We start from the raw sequence: 22947 nt of genomic DNA, 5'->3' as shown, positions 1-22947 counted from the left end.
CAGAAGTTCGAAAAATGTCGCTCCTGACATATTATGCTGCGGTGTAGCATATTGCTTTCGTCCTGTTACGCGGCCTAAGAATAGGGATGCAAATATACCTGCCCATCGCTGAAGTTTCCGTAAACGCGTTCTTGCTGTTGGGGCTGGGCGGTCTGGTTGGCATCTTGTCCGGCATGTTCGGGGTTGGCGGCGGGTTTTTGATGACGCCGCTGTTGTTCTTTATCGGCATCCCCCCCGCCGTGGCCGTTGCCACGGGTGCGAACCAGATCGTCGCCTCGTCCTTTTCCGGTGTCCTTGCCCATTTCCGGCGGCGCACGGTCGACCTGCGCATGGGTGGTGTGCTGCTGATCGGAGGCTTGATCGGCGCGGCCGCCGGTGTCGCCGTGTTCAACTACTTGCGCTCCATCGGACAGGTCGACCTGATGGTGCGTCTTTGCTATGTGGTGTTTCTGGGCATTATCGGCACCCTGATGTTTGTCGAAAGCCTGGCCGCATTGCGCCGGTCTTCCTCGGGGAACAACAAGCCGAAACGGCGCAAACACGGCTGGGTACACAAGATGCCGTTCAAGATGCGGTTTCGCGTCTCGGGACTGTATATTTCAGTGATACCGCCCTTGCTGGTGGGGCTGTGTGTCGGGGTTCTGGCCGCGATCATGGGTGTGGGCGGCGGCTTCATCATGGTGCCAGCGATGATCTATATTCTTGGGATGCCCACCAAGGTGGTGATTGGCACCTCGCTGTTCCAGATCATTTTTGTTGCCGCTTTTACCACCATGCTACATGCCACCACCAACCTTACCGTTGACGTGGTTCTGGCGGTTCTGCTGCTGGTCGGTGGCGTCATCGGCGCGCAGATCGGCACGAACATCGGCATGCGTATGAAAGCCGAGCAACTGCGCGTTCTGCTGGCACTGCTGGTAATGATTGTCTGCGGCAAACTGGCGCTTGAACTGCTACTGCAACCTTCCGAGCTGTATTCCATTGCCGCCACGAGGGCGCGCTGATGCTGGCCCGTCTGCTTGCCCTGCTGACCCTGTGCGCTGCTCTGCCTGCACAAGCCGAAGAGGTGGTGCTGGGCCTGTCCCGGGACGAGGTTGCAATCACGGCCAGCTTTGACGGATCCGAGATCCTGATATTCGGTGCTGTACGCCGCGAAACGCCAATCCCCGACGGCCCTCCGCTTGAGGTGGTCATTACGGTTTCCGGCCCCTCGCTGCCGGTCACGGTACGGCGCAAAGAGCACCGCTATGGCATCTGGATCAACACGGATTCTGTCGAAGTAGACCGCGCGCCCAGCTATTATGCCGTCGCCACCAGCGGCCCCCTGCGCGAGGTTTTGTCAAACATCGAAGACCTGCGGTACCGCATCACTGTCCCACGGGCGATCCGCTCGGTCGGGGCTCCGATGACCATTCAGGACTCGGCAAATTTTACCCGTGCACTGATCCGTATCCGGGGCAATGCAGGCCTGTATCAGGTGCTTGAAGGAAATGTGGCGGTTGACCAGCAAACGCTTTTTCGCACTTCGATTCAGCTGCCCTCGGCGCTGAACGAAGGTGGCTATATCACCCGCATTTTCCTGACCCGCGAAGGCAAGGTCGTGTCGCAATATCAAACCACCATCGACGTGCGCAAAGTGGGGCTTGAGCGTTGGCTGCACGCCCTGTCGCGCAATCAGCCGATGCTGTACGGGCTGATGTCGATTGCCATCGCCATTGCCGCCGGCTGGGGGGCGTCGGCAGCGTTTGCGCTGTTGCGGCGGTAGCTACAGGAACGCTTCGGGTTCGGACAGATTGAGCGGTGCGACCGGCACTGCCTTCAAGTCATCCACACGCAACGGCTCGGTCGGTTTCGACAGCCGGTTGCGCACCACCCAGATCAAACGGTCTTGCGCACGGGTGATCGCCACATAGGCCAGACGCTTCCACAGGGGTTGTCCCGCCTCGACACGCCCCATGCGGGCCGCGACGAACAGATCGGGCGCGAACACCTGCACCGTATCCCACTGGCTGCCCTGCGCCTTGTGAATGGTCACGGCGGCCCCGTGCAGGAACGTCGCCCCCATGCGCGCGGCAAAGGGAATGAACGGCTCTTCTTCGTCCGGCTTTTCGATCTTCACGATCGATGCCGCAGAAATCTGCGGATCTTCTGCGCCCATAACATGCAGACGCGAAAACCCCGGCTTGCGTCCCGCCCCCAAAAACACCACCTGCGCGCCCTTGATCAGGCCGCGCGCCTCAAGGTCCAGCCGCTTTTTGCGGTGTTTCAATGGCAGTTCGATCCCGTCACAAATCAGCGGCTCGCCCTCGATCAGCGCATCTTCGGGCGCGCCGTAGACGGTGCGAAAAGCGTTGATCAGTCGGATGCGCGTGGCGTTGCGCCAGACCAGAACAGGGCTGCGCGCCATCAGGTCGACCTCGACCCGCTGCCCCCAGACCACACGTTCGTCGCGCCTGGAGGCGTCTTCAATCATCTTCTCGAAGTGGTGGAATTCCAGCGCCGGATCGACCAGCGCGTGCGCGAGATCCAGAATCGGGTTGTCGGCGGCCTGACGGTGGACACGGCTGAGGTTCAGCACACGCGGGGCTGGCAGTTTCTCAAAAACCATCGTGCCGGACTGGCCCACGGGGGCCAGCTGTGCGGGGTCGCCGAACAACAGCAAGGTGGGAAAAATTTCCTTGAGATCTTCGAACTGCTTGTCATCCAGCATCGAGGATTCGTCAATAAAACCGATATCCAGCGGCTCTTCGCGGCGTTTCCAGCCGGTGATGAAATCGCTGCCGCGCAGGCCCGCAGCGGCCAGCGCGCCGGGGATGGATTTGTTGTTGGCATAAAACGCCGCAGCGCGGTCCAACGCCAGCTCGGTCAGCTCGGCAATTTCGGGGCGTTCGCCGTTGCCCGCCAGCCATTCGGCGATGCGTTCGTATTCGGGGTCGTAGACCGGCGTATAAAGGATGCGGTGGATCGTCGTCGCCGGCACCCCGCGCAGGCGCAACACGCTGGCCGCCTTGTTGGTCGGAGCAAGGATCGCCAGCGTGCGCTTTTCCTTGCGCTTGCGCGATTCGTAATCGCCCGAGACCACCTCGACCCCCGCTTCCTCAAGCGCCTTGTACAATTCGGCCAGCAACAGGGTTTTGCCTGACCCAGCCTTGCCGGTGACTGCCATCACCGCACTTGCCGAAGATTGCGGAGGCCTCAGCAATTGCGCGTCCAGATCAATGCCCGCGCTGCGCAGCATCTCGGTCACTGCGTCATGGGCAACGGCTTGATCGTCGGAATATGTAAGGGCGGTATCTGTCATTTCGCGACCCTAAAGCCGGGCCGCGACGGGGGCCAGAGGGAAGGCGCGGATTAACCGGTACGGGCCAGATTTTGTCGCCCCGAAACACCAAAGGACTGCTCGAACCACTGACGCGACAGGGCAGACGAAACCCCTGCACGCTGCGCCACCGTGGCCTTGGCCTCGGGATCAAACTGCCACAGTCCCACGCTGATCCGGTCGCGGCCCTGCCCTTCGCTTCCCAAGACCTCGGGCGACGATCCGATCATGCGATAGATCCGCACCATACGCGCATCGAAAACGCCGACAAAATGATCGACGTCAAAGTTTTCCATGATCTCGCCGCCGCCCAGCATCAGCGCAGCCGCCACATGGCTGCCCGCCCCTCGCGCGAGACAAAAGCGTGTGCACTCCCAGATACGAGGGCTGGAAATCGGCGCGCCGCACGTCAGGTGGCCAAAGTGGTCGTTCACCATGACCTGCCCCGTGGTCGGCAAAAACCGCATAGAACCGCCGTGGCTGCCGTCCGGTTCTTCCCAGATCACATAAAGCGGGTTGAGCGTGTCGTAATGATCCCGCTCGGCCCCGGTGTCGTCCACGCTGACCTCCCATCCCAAACGCGCTTTGAACTGGTCGGCCCGGTCGCGGAACATGGTATCGCGCAGTTTGGGAAATGAATGGAGGTCGTTGCCATAGATGTAACGTAGCATGTGTGCGGCTCCCCTGTGGTCTGAATGACCATTGGGGTAACCGCGCAATCGTTAATGTCGTGAAAGCCGGGCGCACGGTCCCAGGGGCGCATACGCAACACTAGACAACAATCAACCCCCGGCTCATGGCGCGGGCGACCGCATGGGTGGTGTTCATCGCGCCCAGCTTGAAACGCGCGCTTTCGATATAGACCCGCAGCGTGTGTTCCGAGATCGACAGCGTTTCGGCCACCTGCGCACGGCTGTAGCCCATCGCCAGCAGCGTCATCGAATCCACTTCGCGCGGGGACAGGCCACATGCCTGTTCCGGCTGACGGTCGGGTTCGAATTCCAGTGCCTTTTGGTTGAATGCATGGGCAATCAGGATCAGTGCGCGCCGGTGGGTTTCAGTGAACTTTGCCCATGTGGCGTCGTCACATGTATGCGACACGGTAAAAAGCGCAAACTGACCGTTCGGTCCGCGGATCGGAACGCTAAACCCCTGATTTCCAACTCCGTATTCAATGGCTTCGGCCTGGAATACCCGCGCGGCCTTGCTGGACCAGTCCAGCCGTTTCCAATCCACGGGATGAAACCGCTGGTAGCACCCGATCACAACCGGGTCGATGCGCAGATAGTTCTGTTCAATGTATCGGTCGCGCCACGCATCGGAATATGTGCCGCAGCCATATTGATCGCCCGCGCTGTCGACCCAATGATAGATCATGTGATCGACTGCAAAAAGGTGGCAAAATTCTTCAATGACAATCTGGAGAACGTCCAGCGTGTCAGACTGCTCCAGCTTCTCCAAACTTGTTTCCATCTGCGCATTCAGCGTCATAGGCCCCGCCCGTTTTAGGGTCTGCTCTTGAGGAAATCTCGGCCATTGCAACGATTGCGGTGTCGTCCAGCTGTTCTGCCAAAAGAGGCAGCCCGTTTTCGTAGGCAAAGGCCCTGAGATCTGTCAGAACATCCAAAATCCATTCACTTTTCATGGTAGGTTCGCCCTCAGTTGGTTAACAGTCGGTTAATTCAACTATAGCATGAGCGATATTTCTTAAGAAATTCGCCTATTGGTACTCCCCCGAAATGGTGAGGGGCGATTTTCCAAGCCTTTGGCAGACAACAACTGTGTTCCAGACAGCAAGACGCCCGCGAACCTATGCATGATTCGCGGGCGTCAGTTTCGCCAAAAACGTGCGCTTTGGTTACTTACCTGCTTCCAAAGCGTCCTCGAACGTGCGCAGGCCGGTCTTGGGCGCCTGTACCAGAACCGACATGTTGCCGGGTTTGTGCTCGTTGCGCATCATTTTCATGTGCGCGTCGGGCAGGTCGTTCCATGTGAACACTTCGGACATGCACGGATCAAGACGGCGCTCCAGCATCAAACGGTTCGCCGCCGAAGCCTGCTTGAGGTGGGCAAAGTGGCTGCCTTGCAGACGCTTCTGGTGCATCCACATATAGCGCACGTCAAAGGTAAGGTTGAAACCCGATGTGCCGGCGCAAATCACGACCATGCCGCCCTTTTTCACCACGAATGTCGACACGGGGAACGTCGCCTCGCCGGGGTGTTCAAACACCATATCGACGTTCACGCCCTTGCCGGTAATATCCCAGATCGCCTTGCCGAATTTGCGGGTTTCGTTGAACCATTCCTTGTATTCAGGCGTGTTGACTGTCGGCAACTGACCCCAGCACTTGAAATCCTTGCGGTTCAGAACGCCCTTGGCGCCCAGATCCATCACGAAATCGCGTTTGCTTTCGTCCGAGATTACACCGATGGCGTTGGCACCGGCGGTGTTGATCAACTGGATCGCGTAAGATCCCAAACCACCCGAAGCGCCCCAGACCAGAACGTTCTGGCCCGGTTTCAGATCGTGCGGCTCGTGACCGAACAACATACGGTAGGCGGTGGCCAGCGTCAGCGTGTAGCACGCGCTTTCTTCCCATGTCAGATGCTTGGGGCGCGGCATAAGCTGTTGCGCCTGCACGCGGGTGAACTGGCTGAACGAACCATCGGGCGTTTCATAGCCCCAGATGCGCTGGCTGGGCGAATACATCGGATCGCCCCCGTTGCATTCCTCGTCGTCGCCGTCGTCCTGATTGCAGTGAATCACAACCTCGTCGCCAACCTTCCAGCGTTTCACCTTGTCGCCCACGGCCCAGATGATGCCAGCGGCGTCAGAGCCTGCGACGTGGTAAGGTTGCTTGTGGCCGTCAAAGGGGCTGATCGGCTGCCCAAGAGCCGCCCAGACGCCGTTATAGTTGATGCCTGCGGCCATCACCAAAACCAGCACATCCTGGCTATCAAGCTCTGGAACATCCACGACTTCTTGCAACATGGCCTTGTCAGGCTCGCCGTGACGTTCACGGCGGATCGCCCATGCGTACATCTGTTTGGGAACATAACCCAACGGGGGCATTTCGCCCACTTCGTACAGGTCTTTTTCGGGTGCGTCGTATTGCGCGATGCCAGTGTCCAAAGCCATGCCAGTCTCCTTAACCATAGATGAAACGCCGCAGTGCAGAATCACGGCTGTTTAGGGTGAAATATTGACCCTTGCGCAATATTGCAACCTCATTTGACCCATTTTTGTAATTTTATGACTTTGCGCGCGCAGAAATTTCGGGCGCATGTGCAGCATTGTTGTAAAAATGCTCGATCGAGTTGGCATAGAACACCAGCAGGTCCCGCTCATCAGGGTTCATCGCGTACAAGCCGTCGGTTTCAACGATCAACCCGCGCAGCAACATATGCTTTTCGGCTTTCAGACTGATTGCCCTGATCGAATCCCGCGAGGCCAGCACGTTGGTCTTGGCGGCGCGGATTTCTTTCTGCATCGCCTGCTGCAACGCTTCGTGGTCCAGCGGCGCCGTGGCCCGCAGCATCACCCGCGCCAACACCGGCACAAAGGACAGCGGCATTTCGCTTTCGATCCGGCGCATCAGATCGGCCCCCAATGTGTCGATATCAGGCTTGGGCGCATAGCTGGACAGGGCAACGGGCTGGCCGAACACCACGGCTGCCTCGCCAAAACGCATGTGTTTGCCAAACAGGCGCAGCCAGCCCTTGCGCATGATATAGAACAAGATCACCGAAATCCGCGCCCGAAACCGGCGACCGCCTTCCTTGTGGGCGGCGATCAGAATGCGGTCTTCCAGCACGCGGTCATAATTGATGGCAACCGGCACAAAGACCACCTCGCGGCCCGATTCTTCCCAGGCCTCGACCACATAGGACAGCAACCCCAGCTTGGCGGGCATCACGCGGCCGGTCAGCGACAGCCCCCCTTCGGGAAAAATCGCCTGCGTGGCCCCACCCGCAGTCGCCATTTGCACATAACGCTGCAAGACACCGCGATAAAGCGAGCCGCGTGATTTGCGCCGGATGAAATAGGCTCCCATCGACTTGATCAGAACACTCAGCGGCCAGACCCGCGCCCATTCGCCCACTGCATAGGACAAGGCCGACGCACGCGCGGCCAGATAGGTCACCAAAACATAGTCCATATTGGACCGATGGTTCATCACGAAGATAACCGTTGCATCGGGAGCGACGTTCTTTAGCGCGGTTTCGTTCAACAGGCCGGTACGCACGTCATAGACGGTGTTGGCCAGAAACCGCGCAGCACGGATGCCAAAGCCGAAATAGGCGAAGGCGGAAAAGCTTGGCACGATTTCGCGGGCATAGCGCTTGGCCTGCTCAAAGGCGACGTTTTCCGGCACACCCTCCTTGCGGGCATGTTCGACAATCGCCTGCGTCACCTTGGGATCGTAGACAAGACGCTGGATCATATCGTGCCTGCGCGCCAGCTTGAACGGTTCGATGGGACGGGTCAGCCGCGTGTTCAACCGCGCCACCGCCTTTTCAAACCGCCGCCGGAAAAACCACCGCACCGAAGGCAACAAAAAATGGCTCAGCGCAGTGACCATTGCGAACACCACAATAACAATGAACAGCCATAAAGGAAGTTGTATGGTTTGGGTCATAGACACACAGTTGCAGTTGGACGCGACCAAGAACAACAACCATCTGCATATTTGCAAGGACGGTATCTTATGGAGTTCACCATTTCAGCCGGGTTTGACCCACAAGAACGCGCGGCGGTCGCTGCGCTGTTCTGGCAGGCGTTCGGCCCCAAACTGCACATTCTCCTGGGCCCACCCGACAAAGCACTGGCGTTTCTGTCAGCACAGGTGAACCCGGACTTTGCACTGGTGGCGCGCACCAATGACGGCAGGCTGGTGGGGCTGGCCGGATTCAAGACCAGCGACGGCGCGTTGGTCGGGGGAGAGTTGGCCGATCTTGCCGCAATCTACGGCTGGCTTTCGACCCTGTGGCGCGCCCCGCTTTTGGCGCTCATCGAACGGGATCTCGACAGCGGCGTTTTGTTGATGGACGGTATTTCTGTTGATGCAACAATGCAGGGGCAGGGTGTGGGCACTGCATTACTGAACGCGATCAAGGTCGAAGCACTCCGCCGGGGGGCAACGGCGATACGGCTGGACGTGATCGACACCAATCCGCGCGCCCGCGCCCTTTACGCACGTCAGGGCTTTGAAGCGACCGGAACCGAACAACTGGGCCCGCTGCGCTGGATCTTTGGCTTTCGCAGCAGCACAAAAATGATCTGTAGGCTGCGTTGACGGCCGCCCAATCAGGCACATGTGGCAAAATCCGGTTACGCCGCGTTGCAGCGAATTGACACTACCCGAAAGTTTCGTATAGCAAGTCCATGACGCAATAATATTGCCCACGCAGATTCACGAGGCCTTTCGATGACACAAAAAGATCGCCCCTGGCTTATCCGTACCTACGCAGGCCACTCGACGGCCAAGGCGTCGAATGCGCTGTACCGCTCGAATCTGGAGAAAGGGCAAACCGGCCTGTCCGTCGCCTTTGATCTGCCCACGCAGACCGGCTACGACAGCGACCACATTCTTGCGCGCGGCGAAGTGGGCAAGGTCGGCGTGCCGGTAGCGCACCTGGGCGACATGCGGGCGCTGTTTCAGGACATTCCGCTGGAACAGATGAACACGTCGATGACCATCAATGCCACCGCCCCCTGGCTGCTGGCGCTGTATATCGCTGTGGCCGAAGAACAAGGCGCGGATGTGGCGGGGCTGCAAGGCACCGTGCAAAACGACCTGATCAAGGAATACCTCAGCCGCGGCACCTATATCTGCCCGCCTGCCCCGTCTCTGAAGATGATCGCGGACGTGGCCGAGTATTGCTATACCAATGTGCCAAAATGGAACCCGATGAACGTGTGTTCCTATCACCTTCAAGAGGCAGGCGCGACGCCCGAGCAGGAGTTGGCTTTTGCCCTGGCCACTGCCACCGCTGTTTTGGATGCTTTGAAACCCCGCGTTCCTGCGAAAGACTTTCCCGTATTGGTTGGGCGTATTTCGTTTTTTGTTAATGCCGGAATCCGGTTTGTGACCGAAATGTGCAAAATGCGCGCCTTTGTCGATTTGTGGGACGAAATCTGCGCAACACGTTATGGCGTGGAAGATGCAAAGTACCGCCGTTTCCGCTATGGCGTGCAGGTCAATTCGCTGGGGCTGACCGAACAGCAACCTGAGAATAACGTTTACCGCATTTTGGTCGAAATGTTGGCTGTCACCCTTTCCAAAAAGGCGCGCGCCCGCGCGGTGCAATTGCCCGCCTGGAACGAAGCGCTGGGCCTGCCCCGCCCCTGGGATCAGCAATGGTCGATGCGGATGCAGCAAATTCTGGCCTTTGAAACCGATCTGCTGGAGTTTGACGATCTATTCGATGGCAACCCTGCGGTTGACGCCAAAGTGGAAGAGCTGAAAGCAGGTGCGCGCGCTGAATTGGACAATCTGGACGGCATGGGCGGCGCGATCGATGCGATCGACTATATGAAGGCGCAGCTGGTGCAATCCAACTCCGACCGTCTGAGCCGGATCGAAGCAGGCGAAACCGTGGTGGTGGGTGTGAACAAATTCACCAATACCGAACCGTCTCCGCTGATGACAGAAGACGGCGGCATCATGGTCGTGGACCCAGCCACCGAAGCCGAGCAAATCAGCCGTCTGCAAGAATGGCGCGACACCCGCGATCAGGCTGCTGTGGACGCGGCGCTGGCCGATCTGCGCGCGGCGGCCGCGGCGGGTGAGAACGTTATGCCTGCGTCGATCACTGCCGCACGGGCCGGCGTGACCACCGGCGAATGGGCTGCGCAGATGCGCAGCGTTTACGGCGAATATCGCGGCCCCACCGGCGTGTCGGCGTCGGTGTCGAACAAGACCGAAGGGCTGGACGATCTGCGCACTGCCGTCGATGCGGTCAGCGACAAATTGGGCCGCCGCCTGAAGTTTCTGGTGGGCAAACCTGGCCTGGACGGCCATTCGAACGGCGCCGAACAAATCGCCGTTCGGGCACGCGACTGCGGCATGGACATCACCTATGACGGTATTCGCCTGACCCCCGAAGAACTGGTGGCCACGGCACTGGAACAAGACGCCCATGTCGTCGGCCTGTCGATTCTTTCGGGCAGCCATGTGCCACTGGTCGAGGACCTGATGGAAAGAATGCGTTCAGCGGGAATTGGCCATATTCCTGTTATCGTCGGCGGAATTATTCCTGAAGACGACGCCAGGCGGCTGAAAGAATTTGGCGTGGCGCGGGTCTATACGCCGAAAGACTTTGAATTGAATACAATAATGAAAGACATCGTTACTTTGGTCGACCCCAAAGCCGTAGCTGCGGAATAATTGCCAATACGCTTCCAGCGGGAATAGCGACAGTTTCCCCAATTACGAGAACGGGTTGATTAATTTTGCTATCTTGCTAAGTGCACGTTTACGCGCAATACAAAAATGTACGCTTCAGAAAGGCACAGCAATGAACATTGACCTCAATACAATGTCGCACAAAGATCTGGAAAAACTTCTGGCTGACGTCAAGTCCGCCATGAAGAACGCCCAGACACGCGACCTTCGCGAGGCCCGTAAGGCCGCCGAAAAAGCGGCTGCCGAATTCGGATTTTCGCTGGACGAGCTGTCTGGCAGTGCCGGCACCAAAAAGTCGGGAAAGGCAAAGCGCCCGTCCGAGCCGAAATACGCAAACCCTAACGATCCATCGCAAACATGGACCGGAAAAGGCCGTCAACCCAAGTGGTATGTCGAAGCAATTGAATCAGGCAAAACACCGGCTGCTCTGGAAATCTGAACCAAACCGCCCGTTACAAGTTTCGCAACTGTATCTCGGCATGCCACGAAATACAGTTGCACGTTACACTCCCTGACTTCCCCAGGGTATGGACCCTAACCTAACGTGTCCTCTTGCCCCTCCGCGCCCATGCGGGCACTCTGCGCAAGACACATATTAGGAGCCCCCCATGACCGTCCACATCGGAGCCAAACCCGGCCAGATCGCTGAAACCGTGCTGATGCCCGGCGACCCCTATCGCGCCAAATGGGCCGCGAACACGTTTCTGGACGGGGCCGAGCTGGTCAACGAGGTGCGCGGGATGCTGGGCTTTACCGGCACCTACAAGGGCAACCGCGTTACCATTCAGGGGTCGGGCATGGGCATGCCGTCGCTGTCGATCTACGCCAACGAGCTGATCCGCGATTACAACGCGCAAACCCTGATCCGCATCGGATCCTGTGGTGGGATGCAACCGCATGTCGGCATCCGCGACGTGATCGTGGCGATGACGGCCAGCACCATCACCTCGCCGTCATCGGGCATCTTCCGCGAAATGAACTTTGCGCCCTGTGCCGACTACGGGTTGCTGGCCGCAGCGGTGAAAGCAGCCGAGGCACGCGGGACCAAGACACATGTGGGCGGCATCTATTCCTCTGATGTGTTCTATGCCGAGCGCCCCGATCTGGACGAACAGATGGTGCGCCACGGGATTCTGGGCGTCGAGATGGAAGCCGCCGAACTCTACACGCTGGCCGCGCGACACGGGCGGCGGGCGCTTGCGGTGCTGACCGTCAGCGACCATCTGCAAACCGGTGAGGCGCTGCCGTCGGAAGACCGCGAGAAGACCTTTGGCGATATGGTCGAGATTGCGCTTGAGGCGGCCTTTGCGTGACGGCCTGAGCGTTTGCGCGGGGGCTTCTGAGGGAGCCTCCGGCGGGGATTTTTTGAACCAGAGAAGCTGGAGCCGGGTGTCCGTTAGCAGCCGTGGGTGCGGTTGTAGCCGTTGGGTTCAGGTGCCTGCCAGTTGGTCAGTGCCTGGGCCCGTGGTTTGAACACTTCGACCAGAAGCGGGTAGCAGGCGGCCGTATCACTGGAGTGTTCCGACGAACAATCGCCGCCCGGGCAGGCGCTGAGCGCGCCCAGCAGGTCGATCTCTGCGAAAAAGTCGATGTGATCGCCAGGGCGCACCGGGCTGGCCTTCATGAAGTATTGGCCGGTATCGCGGGTAAAGCCGGTGCACATGAACACGTTCAGCACGTCGTGGACATGGGGCTCCGCCTCTTGCGGGGATACGCCCAGATGATCCGCTAGGGCGCGCGTCAGATTCGAGTGGCAGCAGTGGTGGTACTGCCCGCCTGCCAGCAGGTTGTGGGTATAGGGGTCGCAGCGGGTGCCGATCACGTCGTGGACCGACCCGCCAAAGCTGTCGATGCCGTACCAGTCCAGCGTGTCGTGGATGACCGTGGCCATGGAGCGCATCGCGGGGAAGCTGGACCACATGCGGTCGCCCGTCGAGATGTGGGTGCCGTGCAGGGCGCGGGTTTTGCCGGAATAGAACCGCTCGGACAGGTCACGGGCGTTCCACAGGTTCAGATCACCAACCTGCGGGCCCTCTACCGATGAAATGCGGAAAATGTGGCCCGCAGGAACAGAAAAGGTCGCCGCATCGCGCGGTGGTACGGTCACCGCGTCTACCTTGGTCATGACTGCGCGCGCACTTGCGTATAGCGCCATGTCGGGCTGCGGCAGGGTTTCAACCGGATAGCAGATCACCGGCGCTATGGCGCGGCGGGCGTCGGCATCATCGGGCGGGTTGGGCATGGGACGCGACCTCGGGTCAGAGGGCAATGGGCGCGCCCGGCAGGGGCGCGCCACAGATGGATCAAACGGCGCGTTCGACCATCATTTTCTTGATGTTGGAAATCGCCGCAGCAGGGTTCAGGCCCTTGGGGCATGTCTTGGCGCAGTTCATGATGGTGTGGCAGCGGTACAGCTTGAAGGGATCCTCAAGGTCGTCCAGACGCTCGCCCGTCGCCTCGTCGCGGCTGTCGATGATCCAGCGGTAGGCGTGCAGCAAGGCGGCTGGCCCAAGATAACGGTCGCCGTTCCACCAGTAGCTGGGGCAGGATGTCGAGCAGCACGCACACATGACGCATTCGTACAGGCCGTCCAGCTTTTCGCGATCCTCGACCGACTGTTTCCACTCTTTCGCGGGGCGGTTGGTCTTGGTTTCCAGCCACGGCATGACCGATGCGTGCTGGGCGTAGAAGTGCGTGAGGTCGGGAATCAGATCCTTGACCACCGGCATGTGCGGCAGCGGATAGATCTTCACGTCGCCCTTCACCTCATCCATGCCATAGATGCAGGCCAGCGTGTTGATGCCGTCGATGTTCATCGCGCAGGACCCGCAAATCCCCTCGCGGCACGAACGGCGGAAGGTCAGCGTCGGGTCAATCTCGTTCTTGATCTTGATCAGCGCGTCCAGGATCATCGGACCGCAGCTGTCCAGATCAATCCAATAGGTGTCAACCTGCGGGTTTTTCCCGTCGTCGGGATTCCAGCGGTAAATCTGGAACTTGCGCAGGTTGGTGGCACCTTCGGGCTTGGGCCATGTCTTACCGGTCTTGATCCGGCTGTTCTTGGGAAGCGTCAGTTGAACCATCTGGTGTCTCCTTTACGCGGTCAGAGCCGAAAGGCCCGCCTTGGTGATGCATTGTTGAGTCTCTGGCCGTTCAAGGACACCCCGAACCAGCACAGCGGTTGTTTCACGAACGCCAATCACGGCGTCCTTGGCGAATTCGCCGATTTCACGGGCCGATGCATTGTCGATGATACAGTCGGTAAAAGGGGTCACATAGGCTTTGGGCACCATCGGGAAACGGGTCACGATGGTTTCAGCCACCGCCGCCTTGGCCGATTTGCGCGCCACACCGTCCACGGCCTGGGTGGTTTCGGCACAGGCGGTCAGCGCCAGCAGCGATACGATCAACAGCGCCCTCATGCCGCCCACCGCGTGAACATCACGTCCATGTGGCGCGGTTGCGCGCGTTTTCCGGGACCGTCCGCGATGGCCAGAATGTCGCGCAGTTCCAGACCGGCCTCGGCCAGCAACGTGATGGCCGACGAGGGAGGTGCAGTGTTGGTGAACCGTTCGGTCACGCTCAGCTCCAATATGACAAATTCGCAGCGTTTCAATGTTTCGGGACCACCCGCCAGCACAGCGGTCTCGAACCCTTCGGTGTCGACTTTCAGACCACAGCGGCCATCATAGCCCGCCGCCACGTCGTCCAGCCGTTTCACCGGCACGTCAATTGTTTCAACCTTGTTGAAGGTATTGGCCAGATTGTCTGTCCGTTCCATCAAAGAGGCCATGGCCCCGCCCTTGCCCCGTGCCGTTTCGGGCAGGTTCAGCCTGGCGGTGCCTGCTTCGGCGCCAAGGGCGACCGCGTGAAAGTCGAAATCATCAAGCTTTCCCGAGGCGCGCACCATATCGCCGCAATCTGCCTGCGGGTCGATCAGCACAAAGCGCGCATCGGCAAAGGATTTGTACAGCCACGGCGTGCCGTCATGCACCCCGACATCAAACACGACATCGGGGGAAAATCCGTATCCTTTCAGATAGAACGCACGCGTCTTGACGGGATGGACAGCCAACCCTTCGGACTTGAGCGTGCGCCGGATTTCACCAAGCATGGTTCAGAACGTCCGTTTCTTCGGCGCGATCTTCTTGGGGTCGATGCCGCCTTCGCTTTCGTTGGTCAGCGGGTCCATGTGCACCGCGCGATAGCCCAGCGTCGCCTTGTTGTCGTCGAACCATGTCAACGAATGCTTGCGCCAGTTCTCGTCATCGCGCTCCGGGTAATCCTCGTGGGCGTGTGCCCCGCGGCTTTCCTTGCGCGCCGCCGCTGCGGTGATCGTTGCCACAGCGTTGGGGATCAGGTTGGCCAGTTCCAGCGTTTCCATCAGGTCCGAGTTCCACACAAGGCTGCGGTCGGTGACCTGGATGTCAGACCACTTGCCCGCGATCTCGTCCATGGCAACCTTGCCCGCCTGCAACGTCTTGTCCTCGCGGAAGACAGCGGCATCTTTTTGCATCGTGTGCTGCATTTCCAGACGCAGTTCTGCGGTGGGTGTATTGCCCTTGGCGTAACGGGTGTTGTCGAACCGGTCCAAGGCCGCCTGAACCGACGCAGGGTTCGGCTTGGGCACGGCGCTGTCGGGGTTCACGATCTTGCCTGCGCGGATCGCCGCAGCACGGCCAAAGACCACAAGGTCGATCAACGAGTTCGAGCCAAGGCGGTTCGCCCCGTGCACCGATGCACAGCCCGCCTCGCCCACAGCCATCAGGCCGGGTGCGACGCGGTCGGGTTCGTCCTCGGTCGGGGACAAGACTTCGCCCCAATAGTTCGTGGGGATACCGCCCATGTTATAGTGCACGGTCGGGATGACCGGGATCGGTTCCTTGTTCAGGTTCACACCGGCAAAGACCCGTGCGCTTTCCGAAATACCCGGCAGGCGCAGTTTCAGCGTCTCGGGCGGCAGGTGCGACAGGTTCAGGTGGATGTGGTCACCGTTCTTGCCAACGCCACGGCCTTCGCGGATTTCCATCGTCATACAGCGGCTGACATAGTCGCGGGGCGCGAGGTCTTTATACTGGGGCGCATAGCGCTCCATGAACCGTTCGCCTTCGGAGTTGGTCAGATAACCACCCTCGCCGCGCGCACCTTCGGTGATCAGGCAGCCCGCACCATAGATGCCGGTGGGGTGGAATTGCACGAACTCCATGTCTTGCAGCGGCAGACCCGCGCGCGCCACCATACCGCCACCGTCGCCGGTGCAGGTGTGGGCGCTGGTTGCGCTGAAATAGGCACGGCCATAACCACCGGTGGCCAGCACGACCATCTTGGCGCTGAACAGGTGCAGCGTGCCGTCATCCAGCTTCCAGCACATCACGCCCTGGCATTCGCCCTCTTCGGACATGATCAGGTCGATAGCGAAATATTCGATGAAGAACTCGGCCTTTTGCTTCAGCGACTGACCGTACAGCGTGTGCAGGATCGCGTGGCCGGTCCGGTCGGCAGCGGCGCATGTGCGCTGCACGGCGGGGCCTTCACCGAATTCGGTGGTGTGGCCGCCGAAGGGACGCTGGTAAATCTTGCCTTCGTCGGTGCGCGAGAACGGCACGCCGTAATGCTCCAGCTCGTAAACCGCCTTGGGCGCTTCGCGGGCCAGATACTCCATCGCGTCCGTATCACCCAGCCAGTCCGACCCTTTGACGGTGTCGTACATGTGCCATTGCCAGTTGTCGGGGCCCATGTTGGACAGCGACGCGGCAATGCCGCCCTGTGCGGCAACGGTGTGCGAGCGGGTCGGGAACACTTTGGTCACGCAAGCGGTGCGCAGGCCCTGTTCGGCCATGCCCAGCGTCGCACGCAGACCAGCGCCACCGGCGCCTACGACGACAACGTCGTATTCGTGTGTTTCATATTCATATGCAGCCATTGAAATGTCTCCTCTGACTGGCGTTTTAAAGTGCGATGCGGGCGATGGCGAAAAGGCCCGTCGCCGCGATGGCGTAGCAGACGCAGATCATCACCACGATCGAGATTTTTTCGGCAACACCGTGGACATAGTCCTCGATCAGCACCTGAACGCCGTCCTTGAAGTGCTTCATGGTCACGGCAAAGGTCAGCGCGGCGACGATGGCCGGGAACGGACGGCTGAAGTATTCCAGCACCTCGGCGTGCGGCTTGCCCAGCATCGGACCAAAGGTAAAGACGAACAGCGGGATCAGGATCAGCAGTGCAAAGGCGCTGACTTTCATTGCCCAGAAGTGGGCCGTGCCGGATTTGGCCGACCCCATGCCAGTGGCGCGCTTGCGGTCTGTAAGATAACGCATCGGTGGCCCCCTTAAATAATGATGATGGTCAGGATGGTCAGAACGACCGATCCACCGATGACGGCCCAGCCGAGTTTCTCGGCGGTGTGGATCTCAAGACCGATGCCGTTGTCCCAGATCAGGTGCCGGACACCGGCCAGCGTGTGATACCAAAGGCCCCACAGCGACAGCGTCATCACCAGATCACCGAACCAGCTGGTCAGGAAACCGTCAGCCGTTGCAAATGCCTCGGGCGATGTTGCGGCGGCGATGAACCACCAAGTGATCAGGAAAGTGGAGACCAGCAATGCGTTGCCTGTGATCCGTGTCAGGATCGACGTCATCGACGTCAGCTGCGGGCGGTAGATGGTCAGATGCGGTGAGAGCGGGCGGTTGCCCCGGTTCACGTCGGCCATGACGACTCCTTTGGCTTGGTGCTTGTTCTCTTACTAAACCGTTTTTTGGCGCTGTCACCTAGATGCGCGGGTTTGTTACCCCTATCAGGGCCGGTTTTTTGGCGGATATTGCCAAAATATGCACTTTGTGATCACAGCTTCTTGCGCTGTGATCACAAGTTAATTCATGAGTGATTTTGTCGGATTTATCGCGCATTTCCGCCCTGAACCTACAGTGGAACCAGCGCCCAATAGTCCAGATCCAGCAGAACGTCCGGCAGATACTTGCCATCTTCGCCGCGCAGTTTGAACGGATCACCGCCCTTGGTCGCCACCAGCCTCAACCGCAGGGCGCCAACCCCGGGAGCACTTGTCTCGGCCTTGTCCAGAACCTCGGACCATGCACGGATCGTGTCGCCCGACAGACACGGGTTGGCATGTGCCCCGCCGTTCAGGCCCACAACCATCTGCGCGTTGGCCAGCCCGTTGAACGACAGCGCCCGTGCCATCGAAATCACATGCCCGCCATAGATCAGGCGGCTGCCATCGGGCCGTGCGGAGGTGTCGAAATGCACCTTGGCCGTGTTCTGCCACAGGCGCGTCGCCATCATATGTTCGGCTTCTTCCACCGTCACACCATCGACATGGTCGATCTGTTCGCCAATCTCGTAATCACCCCAGCGGTGCGGTTCGCCTGCCAGCGTGAAATCATAGTTGGTGAAATCCAGCCCCTTGGGGATCACCAGCGCAGCAGGGGCCACCACATTGGTCAGCTCTGGCACCACGGTCTCGGGCGCAGGTGCATCAACGTCACCTTTGCGCACCATGACCCAGCGCACATACTCCAGCACTTCCTCATCATGCTGGTTCAGGCCGGTGGTGCGCACATAGACCACGCCTGTTTTGCCGTTCGAGTTCTGCTTCAGCCCGATCACTTCCGAGCGCGCGCGCAGCGTATCACCCGGCCACACCGGCATTTTCCAACGCCCCTCGGCATAGCCAAGGTTCGCGACAGCGTTCAGCGATACATCGGGCACGGTTTTGCCAAAGACGATGTGAAAGGCGATCATATCATCCAGCGGCGAGAACGGCAGACCGCTGGCCTGCGCGAACTGGTCGGAGGAATACAGCGCATGTCGCGCCGGATACAGCATGTGATACAGCGCGCGTTCGCCCATCTTGACCGTGCGCGGCACCGCGTGGTCAATCACCTGCCCCACGGCATAATCTTCAAAGAAGCGGCCCGAGTTGGTCTTCATCACTGCGCCCCCAGCTTGATGTCGGGCGTGTAAGTGCCTGGCGCGTCTTTCACCACAGCCTGACCGCAGCGCATGACGCCTGTGGCGTGGTCCCATGTCTGGGTGGGGCTGCCGTGCAGTTCCCACCCCTTGTTCAGTGCGTCGGTCACCTTGTGGCAAAAGGCCGACGTGTCCTCTTCGGACAGAAAACGGTATAATTTCATAACTTTATCCTTACCCGAACGGGTTATAGCCCAGCCATGTGTGGATCGCACCGATCACGCCCAGCAGCACGAAAGAGATACCAAGGAACATGAAGTCCTTGGAAATCGACCCTTTGGCAGGCGGTGTCCATGCAGGTGCGGCACGGTTGATCACCGCCATTTCGGCCAGCGCCCAGACCAGCAGACCGCCGAACAGTACAAACGACGGCACGTCGCCGTTGACCAGCAGGTGCGCAACCGCCCACAGCGAAAAGCCAGTCAGCATCGGGTGGCGCATCTTGTAGAAGATCGCGCCCTTCTTCGGGCCGGGGCTGGTGAAATACAGGGCGGCAACCATCAGCAGGTTGTTGATCCCCGTCGTCGCCGGATGGCGGCCCCAAAAGAACGCACCATCAGCCGCGCGATAGCCGAAAATCATCAGCAGCACAGAGACCACGAGCGCAATCGCGACAACGCCTTTTCCGGCGTTGCCCATGGCGGCGCGCTGTGCAGGCATGGCACGTTGAAAGAAATGGGCCGCTGCCCACAAAAGAACCCCGAGAATAAGCAGTGTCATAGGTTTAGTCCTCTGCCATGGCCGCAATGGCCTCGGCCTGTGCGATCAGTTTGCGTGCGGTTTCAACATGCAGATTCTCGACAATCTTGCCGTCAACCACTGCCACACCCTGCCCCGAGGCTTCGACCGCGTCAAAGGCTGTGATCTGGCGGCGGGCTGTGTCGATCTCGGCCTCGGAGGGCGAATAGGCGGTGTTGGTCACGTCAACCTGCGCGGGGTGGATCAGGGTTTTGCCGTCAAACCCCATGTCGCGCCCCTGTTCACATTCCAGCGCCAGCCCCTCGTCGTCCTTGAAGGCGTTATAAACCCCATCGACAATCGCCAGCCCGTGCGCCTTGGCCGCGAGCAGACACAGGCCCAAGCCGGCCTGCAATGGCAGACGGTCGGCGCGCGCGCGGGTGTTCAGCTCTTTGGCCAGATCGTTGGTGCCCATCACCAGCCCTTGCAGCTTGGGATGGGCTGCGATGGCGGCGGCGTTCAACATGCCGGCGGGCGTCTCCATCATCGCCCACAGCGGCGCATCGCCGGTGATCGCGGCCAGCGCGTCCAGATCGGCCGGGCTGGACACTTTGGGCAGCAGGATCGCATCGGCCCCCATTTCGGCTGCGGCGCGCGCATCATCAGCGCCCCACGGCGTGTCGAACGCGTTGATACGAATGATCTTCATCCGCGCGCCATAGCCGCCCTGGGCCAGCGCATCGGCCAGAATTCCGCGCGCAGTGACCTTTTCTTCGGCTGTGACTGCATCTTCCAGATCGAAAATGATCGCATCGACGGGCAGACCGCGTGCCTTGTCCAACGCGCGCGGTTTGGATGCGGGAATGTACAGAACGGAACGCAACGGACGATCAAGAGCCATGGGCCTGCCTTTCGGGTCGGGTAATATTGTTGCGCGCAAGGAGGCATTTTTTTACGAAAGGTTCAAGGGGAAACACGCCGCAACGCAGCAATACTCAAATTATCGGCAGCTGCGCACGCCAAGTTAACCAATATTTACCCTTCTGGTCGCAAATTTGCAGCGTCCGATATCACCGGGAGGGCCGTTTCGGCAGGGCCGCCGAACCTTTGCGGAAGGGATAGCGAGACAGCATTTGAACCGGGGCTGCCCGATCATCTCCGGGCAACCGGATCAGGCCAGATGACTGCGGGTGACGTCTTTTTGACCAAAGGCTGAACAACATGACACGCAAAAGCAAATTCCTGCATCTGGGCGCGCTGACCATCGCGGCCACTCTGTATCTGGCCATGGCAGGTCAGACCGCGGCCCAGTCAAACCCACGCAATTGCGGCCCGCGCGCACTGGTGGTTGACCGGTTGGCATCGGGCTATGGTGAAACCCGCCAGTCGATGGGGCTTGGGGCAAACAATCAGGTGATCGAGGTCTTTGCCTCGACCGAGACTGGCACATGGACCATTACAGTAACCACACCAGCGGGCGTCACCTGCCTTGTGGCCTCCGGTCAGGCGTTCGAGGAACTGGCCGAGGCGCTGCCAGCCCCCGGCAACGACGCATAAATATCGACGCACAGATATAGCGTAGACAAAATGACAGGCGGCCGCACGGGGCCGCCTTTTTCGACTGATCAAGTCAGGCCATCCCAGATCAATTTCATCCCTGTCAGCACCAGCAGCACATAGGTCAGCGCAAAGAACGCCTGCTCAGGCACCAGCTTGTGGGCCTTTACTCCCAGCCACGCCCCTGCAAGGGCAAAAGGTGCCAACGCCAGGTTTGCCAGCCCGGTTTGCAGCGTGAACATGCCCAGAAAGGCATAGGGCACAAATTTGGCCACGTTAATGGCCCAGAACAGCAAGACCGTACTTGCCTGATACTCGGTCTTGGTCATGCCGCGTGACAGCAGATAGACCGCTGCCGGTGGCCCCCCCGCGTGGCTGACAAAGCTGGTAAAGCCCGCAAACACCCCCACCACAGCTCCGGCGAACAATCCAAGAGGACGCGTCGCCACGCTGATCCAGCCGCGCGCGCGCCCTATCTGCCAGACCACGAACATCACCGAAATCACACCAATCAGCACCCGCAGCACATCCGCATTTGCCACCTGATACAGTGCCGCCCCCAGCGCCACACCGGGCAAGCCGCCAAGGATCAGCAACCGCGTTTCCGGCCAGCGCCATTTGCCCCAGAACGGGCGCAACGTGGCCACATCAATCAGCATCAACAGCGGCAGCATCACCCCCAGCGCCAGCCCCGGCTCGACAACCAAAGCCAGAATCGAAGACGCCGCAAAGGCCGCCCCAGAGCCGAAACCGCCCTTGGAGATCCCGGCAAACACCACAGCAGGACCCGCCACCGCAAAGAAGGCTAAATCCAGTTCCAGCACGTTAACTCCTTGGAAATCTTTGCATTGCACTAAGGGTTAGCGTGTAAATCCGTGCACCACCAGTGGCAGGTTGCCCGCGTGCCGCGCCGCAGCAGCCTTGCGCGCCGCGCAGATAAGGACTAGGCAAACCGCAAATTCACAGCAACCCTGGAGACTACTCATGGCCAGACCCAAGATTGCGCTGATCGGCGCAGGTCAAATCGGCGGGACGCTCGCGCATCTCGCAGCCATCAAGGAATTGGGCGACGTTGTCCTGTTCGACATTTCCGAAGGCACCCCCGAAGGCAAGGCGCTGGATATCGCCGAATCCGGCCCGTCCGAGGGTTTCGACGCCAAGATGAGCGGCACCCAGTCCTATGAGGACATCGCAGGCGCAGACGTGTGCATCGTCACCGCCGGCGTGCCCCGCAAGCCGGGCATGAGCCGTGATGACCTGCTGGGCATCAACCTCAAGGTCATGAAATCCGTTGGCGAAGGCATCCGCGACCACGCGCCGAACGCATTCGTGATCTGCATCACCAACCCGCTGGACGCCATGGTCTGGGCCCTGCGCGAATTCTCGGGCCTGCCCCATGAAAAAGTCTGCGGCATGGCCGGTGTTCTGGACAGCGCCCGCTTCCGTCACTTCCTGGCCGAAGAATTCCAGGTGTCCATGCGCGACGTGACAGCATTCGTGCTGGGCGGCCACGGCGACACCATGGTGCCGCTGACACGCTATTCGACCGTTGCAGGCATCCCTCTGCCCGATCTGGTCAAAATGGGCTGGACCACGCAAGAGAAACTGGACGCCATCGTTCAGCGCACCCGTGACGGCGGCGCCGAAATCGTCGGCCTGCTGAAAACCGGCTCGGCTTTCTATGCGCCTGCGACCTCGGCCATCGAAATGGCCGAAGCGTTCCTGAAAGACCAAAAGCGCGTGCTGCCCTGCGCGGCCTACGTTGACGGCGCGTTGGGTCTGAAAGGCATGTATGTCGGCGTGCCCACAGTGATCGGTGCCGGTGGCGTCGAAAAAGTGGTCGACATCCAGATGAACAAGGACGAACAGGCGATGTTCGACAGCTCGGTTGCAGCTGTTCAGGGTCTTGTTGACGCGTGCAAAGGCATCGACAGCTCGCTGGCATAAGCCGCATCATGCTGTCATGACTAGGGCCGGGCACGCGCGACGTGT

26 protein-coding genes are annotated in these 22947 nt (G+C 59.9%); 8 read left to right on the top strand and 18 right to left on the bottom strand.

Annotated elements, in window-relative coordinates:
* Positions 1-86: 86 nt before the first annotated feature.
* Both DSM107133_RS03885 and DSM107133_RS03880 read left to right on the top strand, forming a co-directional pair.
* Positions 87-1004, top strand: a complete 918-nt coding sequence (locus DSM107133_RS03885) for a sulfite exporter TauE/SafE family protein (protein WP_114293489.1) — start codon at positions 87-89, stop codon at positions 1002-1004.
* Complete coding sequence (locus DSM107133_RS03880) at positions 1004-1765, top strand: TIGR02186 family protein (RefSeq protein WP_114293488.1); 762 nt, start codon at positions 1004-1006, stop codon at positions 1763-1765. The genes DSM107133_RS03885 and DSM107133_RS03880 overlap by 1 nt, the downstream gene beginning before the upstream one ends.
* Here DSM107133_RS03880 and DSM107133_RS03875 read toward each other — a convergent pair whose 3' ends face one another.
* The 6 genes from DSM107133_RS03875 to DSM107133_RS03850 form a co-directional block, all read right to left on the bottom strand.
* The gene (locus tag DSM107133_RS03875) at positions 1766-3301 is read right to left on the bottom strand and encodes an AAA family ATPase (protein WP_114293487.1); all 1536 of its coding nucleotides are present in this window, start codon (positions 3299-3301) and stop codon (positions 1766-1768) included. It lies immediately after the preceding gene.
* Between the two features lie 50 nt (positions 3302-3351).
* Entirely contained in the window at positions 3352-3990 is a 639-nt protein-coding gene (locus DSM107133_RS03870; protein WP_114293486.1) for an acyl-homoserine-lactone synthase, read from the bottom strand.
* Positions 3991-4090: 100 nt separating this feature from the next.
* Positions 4091-4810, bottom strand: a complete 720-nt coding sequence (locus tag DSM107133_RS03865; protein ID WP_114293485.1) for a LuxR family transcriptional regulator — start codon at positions 4808-4810, stop codon at positions 4091-4093.
* Entirely contained in the window at positions 4758-4964 is a 207-nt protein-coding gene (locus DSM107133_RS03860; protein ID WP_114293484.1) for a hypothetical protein, read from the bottom strand. Before DSM107133_RS03860 ends, DSM107133_RS03865 begins: the two co-directional genes overlap by 53 nt.
* A gap of 213 nt (positions 4965-5177) precedes the next feature.
* The gene (ccrA, locus tag DSM107133_RS03855) at positions 5178-6458 is read right to left on the bottom strand and encodes a crotonyl-CoA carboxylase/reductase (RefSeq protein WP_114293483.1); all 1281 of its coding nucleotides are present in this window, start codon (positions 6456-6458) and stop codon (positions 5178-5180) included.
* A gap of 112 nt (positions 6459-6570) precedes the next feature.
* Complete coding sequence (locus tag DSM107133_RS03850; protein WP_114293482.1) at positions 6571-7959, bottom strand: 1-acyl-sn-glycerol-3-phosphate acyltransferase; 1389 nt, start codon at positions 7957-7959, stop codon at positions 6571-6573.
* A 69-nt stretch (positions 7960-8028) separates the two neighbouring features.
* Between DSM107133_RS03850 and DSM107133_RS03845 the strand changes: the two genes are divergently transcribed.
* The 4 genes from DSM107133_RS03845 (at position 8029) to deoD (ending at position 12041) form a co-directional block, all read left to right on the top strand.
* Positions 8029-8616, top strand: a complete 588-nt coding sequence (locus DSM107133_RS03845; protein ID WP_114293481.1) for a GNAT family N-acetyltransferase — start codon at positions 8029-8031, stop codon at positions 8614-8616.
* A 132-nt stretch (positions 8617-8748) separates the two neighbouring features.
* The gene (locus tag DSM107133_RS03840; protein ID WP_114293480.1) at positions 8749-10710 is read left to right on the top strand and encodes a protein meaA; all 1962 of its coding nucleotides are present in this window, start codon (positions 8749-8751) and stop codon (positions 10708-10710) included.
* A gap of 130 nt (positions 10711-10840) precedes the next feature.
* The gene (locus tag DSM107133_RS03835) at positions 10841-11167 is read left to right on the top strand and encodes an H-NS histone family protein (protein WP_114293479.1); all 327 of its coding nucleotides are present in this window, start codon (positions 10841-10843) and stop codon (positions 11165-11167) included.
* 169 nt (positions 11168-11336) lie between these two features.
* Positions 11337-12041 (top strand): purine-nucleoside phosphorylase, encoded by a 705-nt coding sequence (gene deoD / locus DSM107133_RS03830; protein ID WP_114293478.1) that lies wholly within the window; start codon positions 11337-11339, stop codon positions 12039-12041.
* Positions 12042-12124: 83 nt separating this feature from the next.
* Here the strand turns inward: deoD and DSM107133_RS03825 are convergent, their stop codons facing one another.
* The 11 genes from DSM107133_RS03825 to DSM107133_RS03775 form a co-directional block, all read right to left on the bottom strand.
* Entirely contained in the window at positions 12125-12970 is an 846-nt protein-coding gene (locus DSM107133_RS03825) for a DUF1989 domain-containing protein (protein ID WP_114293477.1), read from the bottom strand.
* 61 nt (positions 12971-13031) lie between these two features.
* Positions 13032-13811, bottom strand: coding sequence for a succinate dehydrogenase iron-sulfur subunit (locus DSM107133_RS03820; protein ID WP_114293476.1), 780 nt, complete (start codon positions 13809-13811; stop codon positions 13032-13034).
* Positions 13812-13823: 12 nt separating this feature from the next.
* Positions 13824-14150 (bottom strand): hypothetical protein, encoded by a 327-nt coding sequence (locus DSM107133_RS03815; protein ID WP_114293475.1) that lies wholly within the window; start codon positions 14148-14150, stop codon positions 13824-13826.
* Positions 14147-14842 carry an FkbM family methyltransferase gene (locus DSM107133_RS03810; RefSeq protein WP_114293474.1) on the bottom strand — a complete coding sequence of 232 codons (696 nt, stop codon included), beginning with the start codon at positions 14840-14842 and terminating at the stop codon, positions 14147-14149. The genes DSM107133_RS03815 and DSM107133_RS03810 overlap by 4 nt, the downstream gene beginning before the upstream one ends.
* A 3-nt stretch (positions 14843-14845) precedes the next feature.
* Complete coding sequence (sdhA, locus tag DSM107133_RS03805) at positions 14846-16651, bottom strand: succinate dehydrogenase flavoprotein subunit (protein WP_028954847.1); 1806 nt, start codon at positions 16649-16651, stop codon at positions 14846-14848.
* A gap of 25 nt (positions 16652-16676) precedes the next feature.
* Positions 16677-17048 (bottom strand): succinate dehydrogenase, hydrophobic membrane anchor protein, encoded by a 372-nt coding sequence (gene sdhD / locus DSM107133_RS03800; protein ID WP_114293473.1) that lies wholly within the window; start codon positions 17046-17048, stop codon positions 16677-16679.
* Between the two features lie 11 nt (positions 17049-17059).
* Positions 17060-17443: a succinate dehydrogenase, cytochrome b556 subunit gene (gene sdhC, locus DSM107133_RS03795; RefSeq protein WP_114293472.1), complete on the bottom strand. Its 384-nt coding sequence runs from the start codon at positions 17441-17443 to the stop codon at positions 17060-17062.
* A gap of 209 nt (positions 17444-17652) precedes the next feature.
* The gene (locus tag DSM107133_RS03790) at positions 17653-18681 is read right to left on the bottom strand and encodes a MaoC family dehydratase (RefSeq protein ID WP_205387816.1); all 1029 of its coding nucleotides are present in this window, start codon (positions 18679-18681) and stop codon (positions 17653-17655) included.
* Entirely contained in the window at positions 18681-18884 is a 204-nt protein-coding gene (locus tag DSM107133_RS03785; RefSeq protein ID WP_114293470.1) for a DUF1737 domain-containing protein, read from the bottom strand. The genes DSM107133_RS03790 and DSM107133_RS03785 overlap by 1 nt, the downstream gene beginning before the upstream one ends.
* Before the next feature lie 10 nt (positions 18885-18894).
* Positions 18895-19440 carry an NnrU family protein gene (locus DSM107133_RS03780; RefSeq protein WP_114293469.1) on the bottom strand — a complete coding sequence of 182 codons (546 nt, stop codon included), beginning with the start codon at positions 19438-19440 and terminating at the stop codon, positions 18895-18897.
* Between the two features lie 4 nt (positions 19441-19444).
* Positions 19445-20299: a CoA ester lyase gene (locus tag DSM107133_RS03775; protein ID WP_114293468.1), complete on the bottom strand. Its 855-nt coding sequence runs from the start codon at positions 20297-20299 to the stop codon at positions 19445-19447.
* 320 nt (positions 20300-20619) lie between these two features.
* Between DSM107133_RS03775 and DSM107133_RS03770 the strand changes: the two genes are divergently transcribed.
* Positions 20620-20955 carry a hypothetical protein gene (locus tag DSM107133_RS03770; RefSeq protein ID WP_114293467.1) on the top strand — a complete coding sequence of 112 codons (336 nt, stop codon included), beginning with the start codon at positions 20620-20622 and terminating at the stop codon, positions 20953-20955.
* A gap of 68 nt (positions 20956-21023) precedes the next feature.
* On the opposite strand, the gene DSM107133_RS03765 is transcribed toward DSM107133_RS03770, so the two are convergent.
* Positions 21024-21779 (bottom strand): sulfite exporter TauE/SafE family protein, encoded by a 756-nt coding sequence (locus DSM107133_RS03765; protein WP_114293466.1) that lies wholly within the window; start codon positions 21777-21779, stop codon positions 21024-21026.
* A 160-nt stretch (positions 21780-21939) separates the two neighbouring features.
* Between DSM107133_RS03765 and mdh the strand changes: the two genes are divergently transcribed.
* Positions 21940-22902: a malate dehydrogenase gene (gene mdh, locus DSM107133_RS03760; RefSeq protein ID WP_114293465.1), complete on the top strand. Its 963-nt coding sequence runs from the start codon at positions 21940-21942 to the stop codon at positions 22900-22902.
* Positions 22903-22947 lie beyond the last annotated feature (45 nt).

The organism is Pseudosulfitobacter sp. DSM 107133 (assembly GCF_022788695.1).
Classification (GTDB): domain Bacteria; phylum Pseudomonadota; class Alphaproteobacteria; order Rhodobacterales; family Rhodobacteraceae; genus Pseudosulfitobacter.
This window is presented reverse-complemented; position numbering and strand designations above follow the sequence as displayed.

Bases quoted from the DNA above. Each gene is read 5' to 3' on its own strand.
- DSM107133_RS03885 (WP_114293489.1), top strand. From the start codon at position 87: ATGCAAATATACCTGCCCATCGCTGAAGTTTCCGTAAACGCGTTCTTG.
- DSM107133_RS03880 (WP_114293488.1), top strand. From the start codon at position 1,004: ATGCTGGCCCGTCTGCTTGCCCTGCTGACCCTGTGCGCTGCTCTGCCT.
- DSM107133_RS03875 (WP_114293487.1), bottom strand. From the start codon at position 3,301: ATGACAGATACCGCCCTTACATATTCCGACGATCAAGCCGTTGCCCAT.
- DSM107133_RS03870 (WP_114293486.1), bottom strand. From the start codon at position 3,990: ATGCTACGTTACATCTATGGCAACGACCTCCATTCATTTCCCAAACTG.
- DSM107133_RS03865 (WP_114293485.1), bottom strand. From the start codon at position 4,810: ATGACGCTGAATGCGCAGATGGAAACAAGTTTGGAGAAGCTGGAGCAG.
- DSM107133_RS03860 (WP_114293484.1), bottom strand. From the start codon at position 4,964: ATGAAAAGTGAATGGATTTTGGATGTTCTGACAGATCTCAGGGCCTTT.
- ccrA (WP_114293483.1), bottom strand. From the start codon at position 6,458: ATGGCTTTGGACACTGGCATCGCGCAATACGACGCACCCGAAAAAGAC.
- DSM107133_RS03850 (WP_114293482.1), bottom strand. From the start codon at position 7,959: ATGACCCAAACCATACAACTTCCTTTATGGCTGTTCATTGTTATTGTG.
- DSM107133_RS03845 (WP_114293481.1), top strand. From the start codon at position 8,029: ATGGAGTTCACCATTTCAGCCGGGTTTGACCCACAAGAACGCGCGGCG.
- DSM107133_RS03840 (WP_114293480.1), top strand. From the start codon at position 8,749: ATGACACAAAAAGATCGCCCCTGGCTTATCCGTACCTACGCAGGCCAC.
- DSM107133_RS03835 (WP_114293479.1), top strand. From the start codon at position 10,841: ATGAACATTGACCTCAATACAATGTCGCACAAAGATCTGGAAAAACTT.
- deoD (WP_114293478.1), top strand. From the start codon at position 11,337: ATGACCGTCCACATCGGAGCCAAACCCGGCCAGATCGCTGAAACCGTG.
- DSM107133_RS03825 (WP_114293477.1), bottom strand. From the start codon at position 12,970: ATGCCCAACCCGCCCGATGATGCCGACGCCCGCCGCGCCATAGCGCCG.
- DSM107133_RS03820 (WP_114293476.1), bottom strand. From the start codon at position 13,811: ATGGTTCAACTGACGCTTCCCAAGAACAGCCGGATCAAGACCGGTAAG.
- DSM107133_RS03815 (WP_114293475.1), bottom strand. From the start codon at position 14,150: ATGAGGGCGCTGTTGATCGTATCGCTGCTGGCGCTGACCGCCTGTGCC.
- DSM107133_RS03810 (WP_114293474.1), bottom strand. From the start codon at position 14,842: ATGCTTGGTGAAATCCGGCGCACGCTCAAGTCCGAAGGGTTGGCTGTC.
- sdhA (WP_028954847.1), bottom strand. From the start codon at position 16,651: ATGGCTGCATATGAATATGAAACACACGAATACGACGTTGTCGTCGTA.
- sdhD (WP_114293473.1), bottom strand. From the start codon at position 17,048: ATGCGTTATCTTACAGACCGCAAGCGCGCCACTGGCATGGGGTCGGCC.
- sdhC (WP_114293472.1), bottom strand. From the start codon at position 17,443: ATGGCCGACGTGAACCGGGGCAACCGCCCGCTCTCACCGCATCTGACC.
- DSM107133_RS03790 (WP_205387816.1), bottom strand. From the start codon at position 18,681: ATGAAGACCAACTCGGGCCGCTTCTTTGAAGATTATGCCGTGGGGCAG.
- DSM107133_RS03785 (WP_114293470.1), bottom strand. From the start codon at position 18,884: ATGAAATTATACCGTTTTCTGTCCGAAGAGGACACGTCGGCCTTTTGC.
- DSM107133_RS03780 (WP_114293469.1), bottom strand. From the start codon at position 19,440: ATGACACTGCTTATTCTCGGGGTTCTTTTGTGGGCAGCGGCCCATTTC.
- DSM107133_RS03775 (WP_114293468.1), bottom strand. From the start codon at position 20,299: ATGGCTCTTGATCGTCCGTTGCGTTCCGTTCTGTACATTCCCGCATCC.
- DSM107133_RS03770 (WP_114293467.1), top strand. From the start codon at position 20,620: ATGACACGCAAAAGCAAATTCCTGCATCTGGGCGCGCTGACCATCGCG.
- mdh (WP_114293465.1), top strand. From the start codon at position 21,940: ATGGCCAGACCCAAGATTGCGCTGATCGGCGCAGGTCAAATCGGCGGG.